The sequence below is a fragment of the Sphingomonas sp. PvP018 genome (assembly GCF_017876865.1).
GTDB lineage: Bacteria > Pseudomonadota > Alphaproteobacteria > Sphingomonadales > Sphingomonadaceae > Sphingomonas > Sphingomonas aerolata.
The window spans coordinates 62,684-79,223 of record NZ_JAGIOU010000001.1 but is presented as its reverse complement, the minus strand read 5'-3'; the positions used below and the strand labels follow the sequence as shown (position 1 = coordinate 79,223).

The window sequence follows — 16,540 nt, the reverse complement described above, 5'->3', positions numbered from 1 at the left end:
TACGACCATGTACGAAGTCGATCGCCGCTATCTTCTGTCCGCCCTGGGAAGCCTGACCGCCGCTGGTGTCCTGCCTTGGCGGGCCTCCGCCGCCGAGGTGCGGCCCCGCAACCTGATCGAGGCCCCGCGCTTCCCCACCCCGCCGTTCACGTTGGGCGTCGCGGCCGGCGATCCCGATGCCACGGGCTTCGTCATCTGGACGCGGCTCGCGCCCCTACCGCTCCAGCCCGATGGCGGCATGATGATGGCCCCCGTGCTCGTTGCCTGGGAGGTCGCCGCCGATCCCGACTTCCGTCAGGTGCTTCAGCGCGGCGAGGCGATCGCACACCCTGAGCTGGCGCATTCGGTCCATGTCGAGGTCGCCGGACTCGCTCCCGCACGCCCCTATTGGTACCGCTTCACCTGCGGCGGCGAGCGTAGCGGCACCGGGCGCGGGGCGACCCTGCCCCCGCCAGGCGCACCGCTCGACCGCGTGCGCTTCGCCGTCGCCGGCTGCCAGCATTACGAGGAGGGCTATTACACCGCATGGCGTCACATCGCCGCCGAACCGATCGACTTCGTGTTCCATTACGGCGACTATATCTACGAGGGGCCGGACCGCGGCGAAGAGGCGCGCGGCGCGAAGAAGCCGCTGGTGCGTCGCCACCTCGGCCACGAAATCTATTCGATCGGCGATTACCGCCAACGCTACGCCCAGTACAAGAGCGATCCCGATCTCCAGGCCGCGCACGCCGCCGCGCCCTGGTTCGTCAGCTTCGACGATCACGAAATCGACAATAATTGGGCCGGCGACATCGATCAGGACAACACCACGCCGGAGGTGTTCCGCACGCGGCGTGCGATGGCGATGCAGGCCTATTACGAGCATATGCCGCTACGCCGCTCATCGATGCCCGACGGATCGCACATGCAAATGTACCGCGGCGCACGCTTCGGCGATCTGATGGACGCGTTCTTCCTCGATACACGGCAATATCGTTCCGATCAGGTCTATGGCGATCGCGATGCGCCGCAAGGACCGGACGCCTTCGCGGCCGACCGGTCGATCACGGGCGCACCGCAGGAAGCATGGCTGTTCAAAGGCCTCGATCGCTCGAAGGCACGCTGGAACCTGATCGCGCAGCAGGTGTGCCTGATGAACCTCGGCTACCACAAGGCAGGGCAGCCCGAGCAGCTTGTCTCGATGGACCAATGGTCAGGGTACATGAACAGCCGCCGCCGCCTGCTCGCACATATCGACGCGCGGTGCCCCGGTAACGTCATGACCGTCAGCGGCGACGCGCACCGCCATTACGCCGGCGACCTCATCCAGGATCACGGCAACGGCAAGATCATCAGCAGCGAATATCTCGCTACCTCGATCAGCTCGGGGGCGGACGGCGTCGGCGAGGACGACGACTATACCCGCTCATCCCGGACGGAAAATCCGCATCTCAAGGCGCTCACCGACAGGCGTGGCTATGTCTTGTGCGACGTCGACCGCGATCTGTGGCGCGGTGACCTGAAAGTTCTGGACACGATCGCGACGCGGAACGGCACGCTCTCGACGCACACCACCTTCGTTACCGAGCGTGGCAAGCCGGGGTTGCAAAGCGCCTAATCCGTGCTCAGAAGTGAGAAGCGTAGTCCACTCGTATGCCGCGAGACGACCCATAATTGGCCATTCGAGTGCCCTTCCCGGCTACCAACTTCCGCCATTCGTTCAGCTTGAGACGGTGATGGTTTAAGCTCCCAACCGGTCTACTTCCGGCGATTAAAATGCCTCGTCTTAGAGCGCGAAATGCGGAGGTCGACCTTCAGTAGCCCCGGGTCCGGGTAACCTCGCGCCAACTAGCAAAGACAAGTTGCCGCTCAACGCTAAGTAACGAGAAACGGTAATGCTCGACATATCGACGGCGCCGTGGTTTCGGCCGCTCATGTTAAGCACTACCCAGTATCGTCGACAGTGATCCTAGAAGTCGACCTTCTGCTCCGTGGCGGCGCAATCGGCTTGCTGATGCTGGCGGCGGTGGTGTTCGCGCGGTCGCCGGCGTCCTTGCCGAGCCGGTTCGGATTGGCGCTGACGCTGTGTACGGTGGTGGGTACACTGGCGGGGTTGCCGCATGCGCCGACCGCGTTCGATCCGCTGCTCGATCTGAGCTCGAGCGCCGCGATTCCCCTGTTCTGGCTGTTCGCGCGCGCCTGGTTCGACGATGCGTTCAGACCTAAGCCGATCGATGTGGCGCTGGCCGCGGCGTTCCTGGCCTGCACGCTGTACGTCAGCCTGCAGGGGCGCGGACTGGCCGCGCCGATCCGTGGGCTCGATATCGCGGTCTATCTAGGGGGAATGGCGTTTGCGATCCATGCGCAGTGGCTGGCATGGCGCAATCGGCAAAGCGATTTGGTCGAGGCGCGGCGGCAGGCGCGGACGATCTTCGTGGTCTCGATCGGCCTCATGATCCTGTGGCTGCTTGGCAGCGAGATCGTCGGCCGTGCAACCGGCGAACTGGCCGTATCCGAGATGACCGCCGCCGCCGGGCTGTTCATGGGCACGTTCGTGATCACCGCGCTGCTGTTTGGATTGCATCACCCCGAGGTTTTCCTGAGCACGGACGCCGCCCCAGTGGTCGGCGAAGTTCAAGCGGCTGCAGCGCCAGAACCGCTCGACGTTGGTCTCGGCGAGAGGCTGGCGGCAATAATGACGCGGGACCGCGCCTACCGCGATCCCGACCTGACGATCGGAATGATCGCCGCGCGGGTCGAGATGCCCGAATATCGCGTGCGGCGGCACATCAATGGCGGGCTCGGCTATCGCAACGTCAGCGACTACCTCAACGAACACCGGATCGCCGAAGTCCGCAGCGCGCTGGCCGACCCGGCCCAGGCGGACGTGCCGATCCTGACGATCGCGATGGACGCCGGGTTCGGCAGCCTCGTGATGTTCAACCGCGTGTTCAAGGACCGCCTCGGCGAAACCCCCAGCGCGTTTCGACGGCGGCACCTCAAAGGCTAGCGAAGCCGGTTCACAAGCGTCGGGACCGGTCGTTTTCGAAATTGACTGGTCGGTTTCGAGGATCTGCAGGCCAGGATCGGCCCGGATAGGCAGGGCAACCGCGTTCACAACGGGACGCGACGATGCCGATGATTTTCACTGCCCCGACCGGGCTGCCGACCACACTGATCACCGCCGGTCTGGCCCTCCTCGCCTGCGCCGGCTGTTCCTCCGAACCGGTCGTATCGCCCAGATCGGACGCCACGCTGGTCGACGTGGTCACGATCCATCACGCCGGCGGACAGACCGTGACGCTCGGCGGCGTCCTGCGCCCACGCCGCGATATCGCGCTCGGGTTCAAGACCGGCGGCCGGGTGCTCGCGCTGAACGTACAGGTCGGCGACCACGTCCGCGCCGGGCAGGTCCTTGCCCGCCTCTCGCATGCCGAGGCGATCGCCGATACCGGACAGGCACGCGCCGAGCTTGCCGCCGCGACCGCCGAGGCGATCCGCGCGGGCGAAGCGGCGCGGCGTGCCACCAGCCTCGACGGGATCGGCGCGTTGTCAGCCGCCGAGGTCCGCGACCGCGCGCTGACGGCAAGCGCCGCTGCGGCGAAGCGCGATGCGGCGCGCGCGGCGTTCGACCACAGCCGAGCGACGCTCGCCGACGCGGTGCTGATCGCCCCAGAGGACGGCGTCGTGACCGAACGCACGGTCGAATCGGGTACCGTCGTCGAGGCCGGCAGCACCGTCGTCCGGCTGGCCGCGGGCGGTCCCGAAATCGAGGTTCTCCTGCCCGAGCGCGTGCAGGTTGCCACCGGGACGATGGCGAACGCGAGCTTCTGGTCCGCGCCTGACACGATCGCCGAGGTGCGGCTGAGACTGATCGGACCGGCGGCTGGCGGTGCGCTGCGGTTGCGGACCACGCGGTTCAGCGTGCTCGGCGACGTCTCGCAGATCCCGTTCAACAGTTCAGCGACGCTCGCGCTGCGGATGCCCGATCCGAAGGCGACGATCCGCGTGCCGCTGACCGCGCTCGGCGCACGGGACAACCAGCCGCACGTCTGGTCGCTGGCGAGTGGCGGCGATAAGGCCGGCAACGGGGCCAGCAGCGGCGGCGGCGATCGCGTCCACCGCCAGCCGGTGCATCTGGTCGAACTGCGCGGCGACGATGCGATCGTCTCGGGCCTGTCCGATGGCCAGCAGATCGTCGCAAGTGGTGGCGATACGCTGTCGGAGGGGCAGCGTGTCGTCATGGCCGGCCTAGTCGCGGGCGGCAACTGAGCGATGGACCGCCTCAACCTGTCGCGCTGGGCGATCCGTCATCCCGCGCTCGTCGGCTTTCTCATGGCGTTGCTGTTCGCGGCCGGCGCTGCGCAATTCTGCGCGCTGGGGCGCGACGAGGATCCGACCTTTACGCTGAAGGAGATGATCGTCGCGGCGGCGTGGCCGGGTGCGTCGCCGGCGCAGATGCGCGCCCAGGTCGCGGACCTCATCGAACGCCGGCTGCGGGCGACCGAAGACCTCGATTTCCTCCAGACCTACTGCGTCGACGGTCGTTGCGCGATCCGCATTTCGCTGAAGGACAGCGCGCCGAAGGACCGCGTGGAGGTGATCTGGCAACAGGTCCGCAAGCAGCTGAAGGATCTCGAGCCGGGGCTTCCCGCGGGGGCGACGGTTGCCGCCGATGACGACTATGCCGAGGTTTACGGCTATGTCTTCACACTGACCGGTGCGGACAATGCGCGGTTGGTGGCGTTGGCCGAGCAGGCGCGCGACGCGATGCTGCGCATACCCGGCGCGGGCAAGGTGCAGATCACCGGCGAGGTACCGCGCCGGCTGTTCGTCGATGTCGACTCGCGCCGGCTTGCCGCGCTGGGGCTGTCGCCGGACGCCGTCGTGCAGGCGCTGGCAAAGCGCAGCAGCGTCGCACCCGCTGGCGTGGTCGAGCGGTCGGTGCGAGTCCCCGTCCGGATCGGCGGTACGGTCGACGGCGTCGATACGGTCGAAAACACCGTCATCCCTGCCGCGAACGGGACGATCAGCATCGGCGACGTCGGCACAGTCAGCAACGGCTATGCCGATCCGCCCGACGGGTTGGTCCGCCATGCTGCCAAACCTGCGGTGGTGCTGGCGGTCGCGATGGCGCCTGGTGCCGACGGGCTGGGCTTCGGCAAGCAATTGTCACAGGTCGCTGCCACGTTCGGCCGCACGCTGCCCGCCGGGATCGCGATGACCCAGGTCGAGGACCAGAGCCAGAACATTCGCGAGGCGGTGAACGCGTTCCTCATCAAGTTCTTCTGCGCGCTGACGGTGGTCCTGCTGGTCGCGTTCGTGACGCTGGGCTGGCGGACCGGCGTGGTCGTCGCGCTGTCGGTGCCATTAACGCTGGCGATCGTCGCGCTGTTCATGGGGGCGAGCGGGATCGGGCTCGAGCGGATTTCGCTCGGCGCGCTGATCTTGTCGCTCGGGCTGCTGGTGGACGACGCGATCATCAGCGTCGAGGCGATGGTCGTCCAGCTCGAAAAGGGCACGAGCCGGGCCGATGCTGCCGCGCATGCCTGGACGCACACCGCGTTCCCGATGCTGACCGGCACGCTGCTGACGATCGTCGGATTCCTGCCGGTCGGGTTCGCGCGATCGACCACCAGCGAATATGCCGGCGGGATCTTCTGGGTGACCGGCTCGGCGTTGCTGGTCAGCTGGGTCGTCGCAGTCGTGTTCACGCCGTATCTGGGTGTGCGGCTGCTCCCCGAGGCGCACGCGCATCACGACGCTGAAGCGATGTACGACACGCCGGTCTACCGACGACTGCGCCGCGTCGTCGATGCGTCCATGACGCGCCGCAAAACGGTGGTCGCGGTGACCGCGGCGCTGTTGATAGCGAGTCTCGCGGGCGCGATGCTGGTCCGCCAGCAATTCTTTCCCGTATCGGACCGCCCCGAGATCATCGTCGACGTCAGCCTGCGACCGGGGTCCTCGTTGTCCGCGACATCGGCGGCGGTGAAGCAGATCGAGGCCAGCATCGCCAAGGACCGCGATATCGCGCAGGCCGACAGCTATATCGGCCAAGGATCGCCACGTTTCTATCTGCCCTACGGCCCCTCGCTGCCCGACCCGGCGACCACGACGATGGTGCTGGTCGCGACCGACCTTCACGCGCGCGAACGCGTCATCGCGCGGCTGCTGGCGAACCACGCGTCCCCCGAGGCCAAGCTCCACATCCGCCGCCTGTCGCTCGGGCCAAGTGCGGGCTTCCCCGTGCAATACCGCGTGATCGGCCCCGATCCGGAAATGTTGCGGACCATCGCCGCACGGCTGGAGGCGGTACTGCGCGCCACGCCGGGGACGACTGCAGTCCAGGCTGACTGGGGGACGCCGTCGGTCGCGATGCGGCTCGATCTCGACGCCGAGCGGGTCGCGCGGCTGGGGCTCGATCGCGCGGGGCTGGCGGGTGACGTCGCGACCATGATGTCGGGCCAGCCGGCGGGTGACGTGCTCCGTGGGACCAAGCGGATCGGCATCGTCGTGCGCGGCACGGCGGCAGATCGCGCCGATCCGGGGCGGCTCGCCGATATGGCGGTCAGCACGCCGGGCGGGCCGGTCCCGCTCGGCCAGGTCGCGCAGATCGGCGCGACCACCGAGCAGCCGATCCTATGGACGCGCAACGGCGAGCTCTGCATGACCGTGCAGGCCGACATGACCGGCGACGTGCAGGCGTCCGAAGTCGTTGACGCCGCCGCCGCGCGTGTCGCCGCGATCGTGACATCGCTGCCCGCCGGATACCGGATCGAGGATGGCGGCGACAGCGAGTTGTCGGCCAAGGCGAACGACGCGATCTATGCGCTGCTGCCTGTCACCTTTGCGCTGATGCTCGTGCTGCTGATGATCCAGTTGCAGAGCATCAGCCGGACCTTGCTGGTGCTCGCGACAGCACCGCTCGGGCTGATCGGCGCGGTGGTCGCGCTAGTGCTGACGGGCGCGCCGTTTGGGTTCGTCGCGCTGCTTGGACTGATCGCACTGGCGGGGATGATCATGCGCAACTCGATCATCCTGGTCGATCAGGTGACGCACAACCAGGCAGACGGCATGGACCTGCACGCGGCGATCCGAGCCGCGACGATCGGCCGCTCGCGTCCGGTCGTGCTGACCGCACTGGCGGCGGTACTCGCGTTCATCCCGCTCTGCTTCAACATCTTCTGGGGGCCGATGGCGATCGTGATGATCGGCGGGCTGATCGGCGCGACGATCCTCACGCTGGTCGCCCTCCCCGCGCTCTACGCGCTCGCGTTCGATCGCACATCCGGCCTTCCCGAGGAGGACCACGAAAATGCATGATCCGAAACTCTCGCGGGCGCCGCTGCTGCTTGCCGTCGCGCTGGCGGGTTGTACGGTCGGCCCGAACTTTGCACCGCCCGCAGCAATCCTGCCGCCGGTCTGGCAGGGCACGACCCCGGTGCAGGCTACCACCGATGCGCGCTGGTGGCGCAGCTTCGACGATCCGGTGCTCGACGCGCTGGAGGCACGCGCAGGTTCGACAAACCTCGATATCGCCGCGGCGATCGAGCGGATCACCGCCGCGCGGATCGAGCGCGGCCAAGCTCGCGCCGCCGGTGCGCCGCATCTCGAACCGCAGGCGGGGTACAACCGCGAGCGCATCGGCACCGCGGGGATCGCCTCGGTCACGCAGACGCTGCTCGGCCTCACCCCGACGACGACCCCGCCCAAGGGCGTCGACTTCGATCTCTACAGCGTCGGCGTCGGCGCGAGCTGGGAAATCGATCTCTGGGGTGGCCATCGTCGCCAGGCCGAGGCCGCGCAGGCCTCGGTTGAGGCCACCGAAGCCGTCGCGCGCGGCGTGCGCCTGTCGGTCGAGGCCGAGGTGGCGCGCACCTATTTTCAACTGCGCGGCCTCTGGGACGAGCGCCGCATCGCGCAGGACGGGGTCGCACTCGCCGAGAACAACGCATCGATCGCGCGGGTGCTGCTGGCCCGCGGTCTCGCCACACCGATCGATCTCGCCGCGATCGACGAGAAGCTACGCGCTCTGCACGGCGATATCGTTGAGCTCGACCACCAGGCGGCCACGACCCAGCGCGCGCTGGCGATACTGGTCGGTGGCACGCCCGATACCGCCCGGTTCGATCGCACGACGCTGCGGCCGCAAAGCCCGCTCCCGGCGGCGGCGGTGCGCGTGCCCTCCGAGGTTGCCCGCACACGTCCCGACATCGTCGAAGCCGAAGCACGGCTCCACGCAGCGACCGCGCAGATCGGCGTCGCGCAGGCCGATTTCTATCCCAAGATCAGCCTGACGGGCCTGTTCGATATCGACGTGCTGAACCTCGCCGATTTCGGCTGGAACGCGCGCAGCACGAGCATCGGCCCCAGCCTGTCGCTGCCGATCTTCTCCGGCGGCCGGTTGCAGCGGCAGCTCGACCTGCGCCGCTCGGAGGAGCGCACCGCCGCGCTCGCGTACCGCCAGACCGTCCTCAATGCCTGGCGCGAAGTCGACGACGCGCTGTCGGCGCGCCGCGCCGCCGCCGACCGCACCAGCCTGTTCGACCGCGACCTCGCATCGCGTAACCGGACGGTGGCGATGGTCGAGGCCCGCTACGCCCGCGGCGACATCGCGGCCGCGCCGCTGCTCGACGCCCGCGAAGCGGCCTTGTCCGCGGAGTTGGCCGTCGTTCGCCAGCGCGTCGCCGCCGCGCTCGCGCACGTCCAGCTCCACCGCGCGCTCGGCGGCTGACCGCTCGCCGCGCCGATCACATTTTAATCACGGACCTTCTCATGCCCTATATCCGAATTTCGTCGCTCATCCTCGGCAGCACATTGGCGGCGTTCACCACGCTACCTGCCCATGCGCAGGACGCACCCGCCGATCCGTACCGCGATACCGTCACCGTCGGTGTCGGGGTCGCCGCACTCCCGGATTACGAAGGCTCGATCGACTATCGGATCACCCCGGCACCCGCCGCGATCGGGACGATCAAGGGCTATGGCTTCGCCTTGGCCGGCAACCAGCTGAGCGTCGATCTGATTAAGAACGCGCCAGGCGCGGTCTGGGACGTCCAGGCCGGACCGATCGCACAGCTCAATCTCAACCGTAGCGCCCTCGGCAGCATCGACGACCGCCGCATCCGCGCGCTCGGCAAGCTTGGCGTCGCGGTCGAACTCGGCGGCTATGTCGGCCTCGGCAAGACCGGCGTGCTGACCAGCCCCTACGACACGCTGTCGGTGACGCTCGGCTATCGCCACGACGTCAGCGGGGTTCACGACAGCGGCATCTGGAGCCCCGGCATCACTTATGTCACGCCGCTGTCGCGCAAGGCCACGATCGGCGTGTTCGCCTCCGCCGACATCGTCGAACGCGGCTATGCGCAGACCTATTACAGCGTGTCCGCGGCACAGAGCGCGGCGAGTGGACTCCTCGTCTACACAGCCCGCGGTGGCCTCAAGAACTGGACGTTCGGCGCGATCGGCAGCTATTCGCTCACCGGCAACCTATTGCACGGTATTAAGGTCGTCGCGGGCGGCACCTATGGACGCATGGAAGGCGACATCGCCCGCAGCCCGCTCGTTGCGATCGCCGGATCGCGCGATCAGTGGCTGGGGACGATCGGACTTGCTTATACGTTCTAGTCCGTGGGGAAGTCGGGCGAGACCCATAAGTCGCCGTTAAGTGCCCTCCCCGGCTTTCCCAACTTCAGACGCCCGTTAATCTTAGCCAGACGGTCGCTCGACCGGCCACTAAAGCTGGCCTAAGACGCATTTCTCAGCGGGGACGCCCTTCGCATTGGGTTGGTGGCGGTGAAAGAACACGCCCAGGCCGTGATCGCCGATCTCGAACAGATTGACCGCCTCGCCATAGTGCGGCGGGGTCTGCGCGGTCAGGCGGCGCATCGTCGCGTCGATCGGCTGCTGGAACGACGAGCGCGTGGCGAGATGGCCGGCCGACCATGCGCCGATTTCGTGCGCGAAGACCGCCACGGTGCCCGTCAGCACCACGGCATAGAGCAGTAGGCCGAGCAGGATGCCAGACCAGCCGTGCACCGCGACCATCGCCTTGGTCTCTTCCTTCTTCAGATGGATCATTGGGCCTCCCCCAAGGCGGGTGCAGCGGCGGGTGCGGCGGCATGCCGGCAAGCGACATCAGTGTCACCTCGAACGCGCCTGGCCCGGCCAGCAGAATTCGCGCCCATCGACGACGAGACTAGATTGGGTACGTGCGCGTCATGCAAGGCACTCTTAATGCTATTGATAATCTTTCGCAAATATATAAGAGCGCCCACAGTCGGACTGCAGTGAGACGAAGGGGCGGAATATGGGGAAGTTGATCGTTGCGGCCGGGGTGGCGAGCATGCTGGCCAGTTCTGCGGCCTGGGCTCAGAATGCGGAGCCGCCCGCACCGGAAAACGACATCGTGGTGACCGGCACCATCGCCGGCACAAAGACCGAAACCCCGCTGATCGAGCTACCGCAGCCGCTCACCATCATCCCGGCCGACCAGTATCTGTCGCAGGGCGCGATCAACATCAGCGACACCGTGAAGTACGCCGCCGGCGTCCTCGCCAATCCCTATGGCCGCGATACGCGAGTCGATGGCTTCAACGTCCGCGGCATCAGCGCGCTGCAGTTCCGCGACGGCATGCGAGACATTTTCTCCTATTATGCCAGCATCCCCTCGGACCCGTATAATTTCTCGCGGGTCGAGATCGTACGTGGCCCGGCATCGGTGCTGTTCGGCCAGGGCTCGATCGGCGGTCTCATCAACCTCGTCTCCAAGACGCCCGAGTTCCGCACCAGCGGCGAGCTGAACCTCGTTTATGGCAGCTATGACCGCAAGGAGGCGCTAGGGGATATCAACCTGGCGCTCAGCGACACGCTGGCGATCCGTGCGGTCGGACGCGTGCGCGATTCCGACACCTTCATCGATCATGTTCCCGACGACCGCGTGATGTTCGCACCGTCGATCCGCTGGCAGCCGACGGCGGATACCGATCTGATCCTGACCGGCCTGTACCAGAAGGACGACACCGGCTCGACCTCGCAGTTCCTGCCGATCGTCGGCACTTTCGCGCCCAATCCCGGCAATCCGGGCGGGCAGCTCGATCCCTACACATTCGTCGGCAAGGCCGGCTGGGACCGCTATGCCGGCCGCTCGCTCCAGGGTGGCGGGTCGCTGGTCCATCGCTTCTCGGACAATCTTCGTATCAGCCTGAAGGCACGATACATCGACAGCGACCTCGAATATTTCACCCATTACGCCGACAGCTATACCAACCCGACCAATCCGTTCGCGGTTTATGGCACCGATGGCCGCACCATCGGGCTGTATGCAGACGCCAGCGATGCGCGGATGAACGTCTTCTCGACCGACAACAACGTCCAGCTCAAGTTCAATACCGGCGCAGAGATCGAGCACACGCTGCTGGCCGGCCTCGACTATAGCTGGAACAAGGTCGGCAAGAGGTTCGCGACCACGGCGTTGGAGACGGTTGATCTCTACGACATCGATTATGCGTCGCTGCAGACCTACGACCCCAGCGGCCCGTTTGCCTATGATTCGCAGAAGCAGCTCGGCGTCTATGTCCAGGACCAGATCCGCTTCTTCGATCGCATGTCGGTGATTGTTGGCGCCCGCCGCGACCATGTGACCAACTCCTCGGGCCAGGAGGACAATGCCACGACCTTCCGCGCCGGCATCATTGGCGAGCTCGGCGCAGGCGTCTCGCCCTTCTTCAGCTACACCGAAAGCTTCCTGCCGATCGCCGGCCGGCTGACGGGGCCTGGCGGCGTCCCGACCGACCCCTTCAAACCGCAGATGGGCATGCAATACGAGGCGGGTGTAAAATGGCAGCCCGATCCCCGGACGCTGGTCACCGTGACCGGTTTCAAGATCAAGGAGCGCAACCGCGTCCTCTATCTGGCCAACAACGTGACGACCCAATCCGGCGAATTATCCACCAAGGGCATCGAGTTCGAGGCGAGCCGCGTGCTGCCGGGCAATTTCGAGCTGCTGCTGAACTATGGCTACAGCCAGCTCGATTCCGACGTTAACACCAGTCTCGACTATATGCCGCGCCACACCGCGTCGGTCTGGTCGACCAAGACCTTCGGTGACACCAGCGGGCCGCAGCTAAGGTTCGGTGCGGGCGTGGTGTATAGCGGCAAGAGCAAGTCGACCGGGCTGCTCGACCCCTATGGTCTCAACCCCGGAATCGCGCCCGGCACGCTGTACACGATCGTCACCCCGTCGCGGACGACGGTCGATGCGCTGGCGGAGATCAGCTGGGACAAATGGCGCCTGGCCATCAACGCGACCAACCTGCTGGACAACCGTGGTTTCGCCTCCTGCCTCGCGCGTGGGGACTGCTTCATGGCCGCACCGCGCAACATTATGGCAACGCTGGGCTTTCGATTCTAGCAGGCGACGGCTTCGCATTACAATTCGGCGGCATGGATGCCCGCCGGGCCAACTCCAGCCCAGGAGGATTTTCCTGCGGTAGAACCAACTGGACTACCACTGCATCACGGTCGACCGGGCGCTGTTCGCTCCAGCTTACCCATCGGTGGCGCCAACCGATTTGCACGGACGACCGCATGCAGGAACGATCGAGAGCGTCGCGAGCGGCCAATTCGGGCCCGTTGCTGCCTGTCCGGTTTGTGCCACGCGAACGGAAGGATCTGTCGGGAGCAGCCGTTCCCCGGCTAACGCAGCGATGGCTTGAACTGGTCGATGGCTGTCTCGGCGGTCACGACCCAAAAGGCGACGTTCCGAACGCCCCTTCCGCTCGCCGAAACCTGTCATCCATTCATGTGCCGCAACTGGCGGGGACGGCGAGGCATCGTAGCTGCTACCAGTACAGGCTTCCTGACCCTATATAGATCTTGAAATCAGGCGTATGCGGTATCGCCCGACCTGGGAGGTCGAAGTGGGCCGGTCAGTAACGGTAACGCAAATTGGCGCGACCGCCCGGCGGCAGGGTCGGCGACCAGATGAGGATCCCGTCGGTTCGGTTGAGCGCCTTGTCATCGGCCTCGATCGCCTGGCCCGCCGCCCCGATCGGGACGTCGAGCGTCGCCGGGAACGGGTTGGCGTTAGTCGCCGTCAGCACGACCTCTCGCGACAATGCTTCCCCCGGAGCCGCCACCGGCACGCGCGACGCAACGATAGCCTGGGTCAACATAACCTGGCTGCTGATACCTGCCGCTAGGCGCACCGTCTCGCCAACCGTGCGGTCGGTGACCGCGCCCAATCCCAGCAGCAGGCGTCCGCCAGCCCGCTCGGCGTAGAGTGCGGTGCTGCCGGCTGGCAGCGGCACGCCCAGGCCGCCAGGTGTATCGTTCTTCATCACGAGCACGATCGACGTCGGCACGCCGTCGAGCTGCTGGCCGGGATACACTGCGCGGCGGTAGCGACGGTCGACCGGCACGCCCTTTTGAAAGAGCAAAGCAACTTGCTTTTGCGCGCGTGAGGCGACGGTCGTGGGCGTCGGTATACGATAAAGCTTGAGATCGCCAAGATCTTCGGGAGGGGGCGGCGGCGGGGGTGGTGCCGGGGGCGCCATCATCGGCGGCGGGGGGGGCGCCATCGTGCGCGACGCCGTCACCACTATCTCGTCGGCAGGCTCAAACTCCGTTTCGGGCAGATCCGACGTCGTCGTGCCGAGCGGATAGCAGACCAGCCGCAGCCCGCCCGCCGCCGCCGGAACCGCGGGCAACGCCACCCGGTTGAGCCGGCCCGCGACGGCCTGCACCTCGGCCTTCGGGAACACTTCCGGGTTGCTGTTGGCGAGGGTCAGCCAGGCAAACAGGTCGACCGTTCGCCCGTTGGCGGCGAGCGCAGCGACGTAGCTCGCCCGCCAGTCGAACCCGGACGCGAGATAGGACAGACGCACCGTGACCGTGCGCGCCGCCGGGCTGATGGTCGTTACGCTCAGCACCGGCTTGCTCGACAGGCCGCCTGGGACGCCGGCGAACGCCAGCCGCTCCGCGAGACCCGAACAGCGTAAAGCCTCGATCCCCGTCGCCGTGCGGAGGATGACGCCCGGTGCCGGGCCGGCGACAATGGTCGCGGGCTCGCTGGTCGGTCGTCCGGTCGCCCTGTCCGTTCGGGTCAGCGTCACGTCACGACCCAGCGTACCGTCGACAAGCGAGGCCGGCGACAACAGGCGGGCGTCGCGGTTCTTCTCGATCGTGCCGCCGGGCAGGCCGTCGATGACTGCGCTGACCGGCACGATCCCATGCGCCACGCCCTCGAACCGCAGAACCGCCGGTCCGCGCGGCAGCCGGACGCGACGCGTCTCCGTCACCAGTGCAAAGCCACCGAGATACTGGAGGGTCATCGCCCCGCGGCCATAAGGTGCCCGGTACACCGTGAGCGAGACGCGGTCCGGCGCGGACGAGGTGACGGTCGTCTGCGCCTCCGCCCTGCCCGCCAGCAGCGCGACCGCCAGGAGCAGCAGATGGCGCATCAGTAGCGCGTGTCGAAGGTCGCCGTCACCGTGGTGCTGCCATTGGCCGGCACGGATACCTGCCACGCCAGCGTGCCGGCGGTGCGACGTTCACCCTTTGCGCTGTCCTCCACGACCCGGACGTCGCCCCAGTCGAGCCCGCCCTGGATGAGCTCGACCGTGACCGGACGGGCGCGGGCGTTAGTCAGCTTGTACTGCATCGCCGTGCGCCAGCGGCTGTCGCCCTGCCGCGTGCGCGACACGGTGACGGGCTGCACCTTCACGTCGAACGCGTCGCCGGTGGGAAGCGCGATGGTCGACCCTTGCGGGGTATGCTCGATCCGGTTTTCGCCGGTGAACTGCGGCTGCCCGCGTGCATCGCGGACATAGACCCGGACCACCCCCGCCGGCAGCGCATCGCCCAAGCCTGCTGCACCCGAGTTACTGAACCGCAGCACCGAGTGCGCGCTGCGTGGTTCGTCCGAACTGCCGAGCCAGCCATTCTCGAACCGATAGCCGGCGCCCGCCGCCACGCCCTTGGCATCGAGGAAGCTGACCTGCTTGGTTTGCTTGTCGGCGATCGTGGTGCGTTCGGCCAGCGGATAGAGGTAGAAGTCGCCGAGCTGCTCGCGCGCGGCGCTCTCGGTGCCGGGGCGTGTCGTCGTTCGGCGGCGCGGACGCGGCGCATAGCCGCCGCTGCCGTCATCGTCGGCGCTGCCGACCTCGCCGGCGACCAGCAGCGTTTTGGCGTTGGCGAACGTCGTCCCGCTGCTATTCTTCAGCGTTACCCAGCCCTGGATATCGACCGTGCCGCTCTTGTCGTCGAACAGCGCGACATAATCGGCGCTCCAGCCGAGCCCGCGGCTCAGGTAGGACAGCGTCGCCGGGCGGGTTCCTCCGCGCGTGCTGGTCAGTGTCACCGATAGCGTCGGGCGCGCCCGCAGCGCGTCGGGCACCCGGTCGAACACCGCGCGCACCGGCAGCCCATCGTCGCGCAGTACCTCGACATGACCGTTCAATTCGATGACCACGCCGCCGTTCACCGCCAGCACTTTCGCGCGATCGCGGGTTTCCGCGCCGGTGGCCGGATTGGTCCGCACCAGCGTGATCGTCTCGCCGACCGCTTTCTCCATCAGGCTCGACGGGCTGAGCAGATCATAGTCGAAATTCTGCTCGACGATCGCGGCATCGGGCACGGTCAGCGACACCGTTTCCGGTCGGATCGCTGCGCTCACGTCGGGGAAATTCTGGCGAACCCGCCCGCTCGCCAGGTTCAGCGGACGGATGTCCTGCACCAGGGCGACGTCGTTGGTGTAGATGGTGACCGACACGTCGCCTTGCGCCGTTCCGGCGGTCGGGGAATCAGCAGGGGGCGGCAATTGCTGAGCGGCTGCCGAAATCGACCCGAGCAGCATCACCAAACCACACGCTCTCGAGATGCTTTTGCGCACGTCACTCTCCCCCGGTCCTTGCTATAATGGCGAGACCGCATCAGAAGGGCAACGCGACATTGTGGGTCTGATTTTCTGACCCAAACAACGGCGCTTGTTCGCTCTGATCGGTGCGATGCGCCATTAAGGTTATGATACGTTGATCATAGCCAAAATGACGGTGTCCGCGAGAGCGACGGCGGAGAGCAAGTCCGTCGGTTACTGGTCGTAGCGGGTGCCGATACGCCGCCAAGCCTTGGAGCGCCCGAACAAGATATTGATCCGGTAGACGCCGAGCTCGGCGACGCCTTCCCACCGAATCCGCAAAGACCCATAAGGCGACGCTCAGACCGTCCTACCTTCGCCCGAAGAGGCGAAGTTCGTTTAGCTTCGTATTCTAGCCGACGCGCCCGCCGCGACAGGCTAGCCGAGCAGGCGTTCCAATGGGGCCCTCGTCGACCATGCCGGCTGCATCCGATCGGCTAGAACCTCGTCCCGAAAGTGATGCTCGGCCCAAAGTATAGGCAAGAATGCTCCTTGTCGGCCCGGTCCGACCAGTTCCGCTGGAACCGGCCGCGCACTTGCGCCGAGATGTCCTTCTTGACGGCGAACGATCGCCGGACTGGCGCCGAGACGACTAACCCAGCCTGTACCCGTAGGCGGAGATCTGGGCGAAGCTCGCTC

General features: G+C 66.7%; 10 protein-coding genes. 7 read left to right on the top strand and 3 right to left on the bottom strand.

Going from position 1 to position 16,540, the window contains the following annotated elements:
* The first annotated feature begins 7 nt into the window (after positions 1 to 7).
* The 6 genes from J3A66_RS00280 (at position 8) to J3A66_RS00255 (ending at position 9,612) form a co-directional block, all read left to right on the top strand.
* Positions 8 to 1,600: an alkaline phosphatase D family protein gene (locus J3A66_RS00280; protein ID WP_209566484.1), complete on the top strand. Its 1,593-nt coding sequence runs from the start codon at positions 8 to 10 to the stop codon at positions 1,598 to 1,600.
* Positions 1,601 to 1,945: 345 nt separating this feature from the next.
* On the top strand, positions 1,946 to 2,992 hold the full coding sequence (locus tag J3A66_RS00275) for a helix-turn-helix domain-containing protein (protein WP_348633957.1): 1,047 nt from the start codon (positions 1,946 to 1,948) through the stop codon (positions 2,990 to 2,992).
* Positions 2,993 to 3,114: 122 nt separating this feature from the next.
* Positions 3,115 to 4,254, top strand: coding sequence for an efflux RND transporter periplasmic adaptor subunit (locus J3A66_RS00270; RefSeq protein WP_209566483.1), 1,140 nt, complete (start codon positions 3,115 to 3,117; stop codon positions 4,252 to 4,254).
* A 3-nt stretch (positions 4,255 to 4,257) separates the two neighbouring features.
* Positions 4,258 to 7,308, top strand: coding sequence for an efflux RND transporter permease subunit (locus J3A66_RS00265; RefSeq protein WP_209566482.1), 3,051 nt, complete (start codon positions 4,258 to 4,260; stop codon positions 7,306 to 7,308).
* Positions 7,301 to 8,719: an efflux transporter outer membrane subunit gene (locus J3A66_RS00260; RefSeq protein WP_209566481.1), complete on the top strand. Its 1,419-nt coding sequence runs from the start codon at positions 7,301 to 7,303 to the stop codon at positions 8,717 to 8,719. Before J3A66_RS00265 ends, J3A66_RS00260 begins: the two co-directional genes overlap by 8 nt.
* Positions 8,720 to 8,760: 41 nt before the next feature.
* On the top strand, positions 8,761 to 9,612 hold the full coding sequence (locus J3A66_RS00255; RefSeq protein ID WP_209566480.1) for a MipA/OmpV family protein: 852 nt from the start codon (positions 8,761 to 8,763) through the stop codon (positions 9,610 to 9,612).
* Between the two features lie 108 nt (positions 9,613 to 9,720).
* Here J3A66_RS00255 and J3A66_RS00250 read toward each other — a convergent pair whose 3' ends face one another.
* Positions 9,721 to 10,065: a PepSY-associated TM helix domain-containing protein gene (locus J3A66_RS00250; protein ID WP_209566479.1), complete on the bottom strand. Its 345-nt coding sequence runs from the start codon at positions 10,063 to 10,065 to the stop codon at positions 9,721 to 9,723.
* Between the two features lie 265 nt (positions 10,066 to 10,330).
* Between J3A66_RS00250 and J3A66_RS00245 the strand changes: the two genes are divergently transcribed.
* A complete protein-coding gene (locus J3A66_RS00245) occupies positions 10,331 to 12,397 on the top strand; it encodes a TonB-dependent siderophore receptor (RefSeq protein WP_245336878.1) in 2,067 nt (688 codons plus the stop codon).
* Between the two features lie 517 nt (positions 12,398 to 12,914).
* Here the strand turns inward: J3A66_RS00245 and J3A66_RS00240 are convergent.
* Positions 12,915 to 14,447 (bottom strand): hypothetical protein, encoded by a 1,533-nt coding sequence (locus tag J3A66_RS00240; RefSeq protein WP_209566477.1) that lies wholly within the window; start codon positions 14,445 to 14,447, stop codon positions 12,915 to 12,917.
* Positions 14,447 to 15,841 carry a DUF4139 domain-containing protein gene (locus J3A66_RS00235; protein ID WP_245336877.1) on the bottom strand — a complete coding sequence of 465 codons (1,395 nt, stop codon included), beginning with the start codon at positions 15,839 to 15,841 and terminating at the stop codon, positions 14,447 to 14,449. Before J3A66_RS00235 ends, J3A66_RS00240 begins: the two co-directional genes overlap by 1 nt.
* Positions 15,842 to 16,540: the final 699 nt, after the last annotated feature.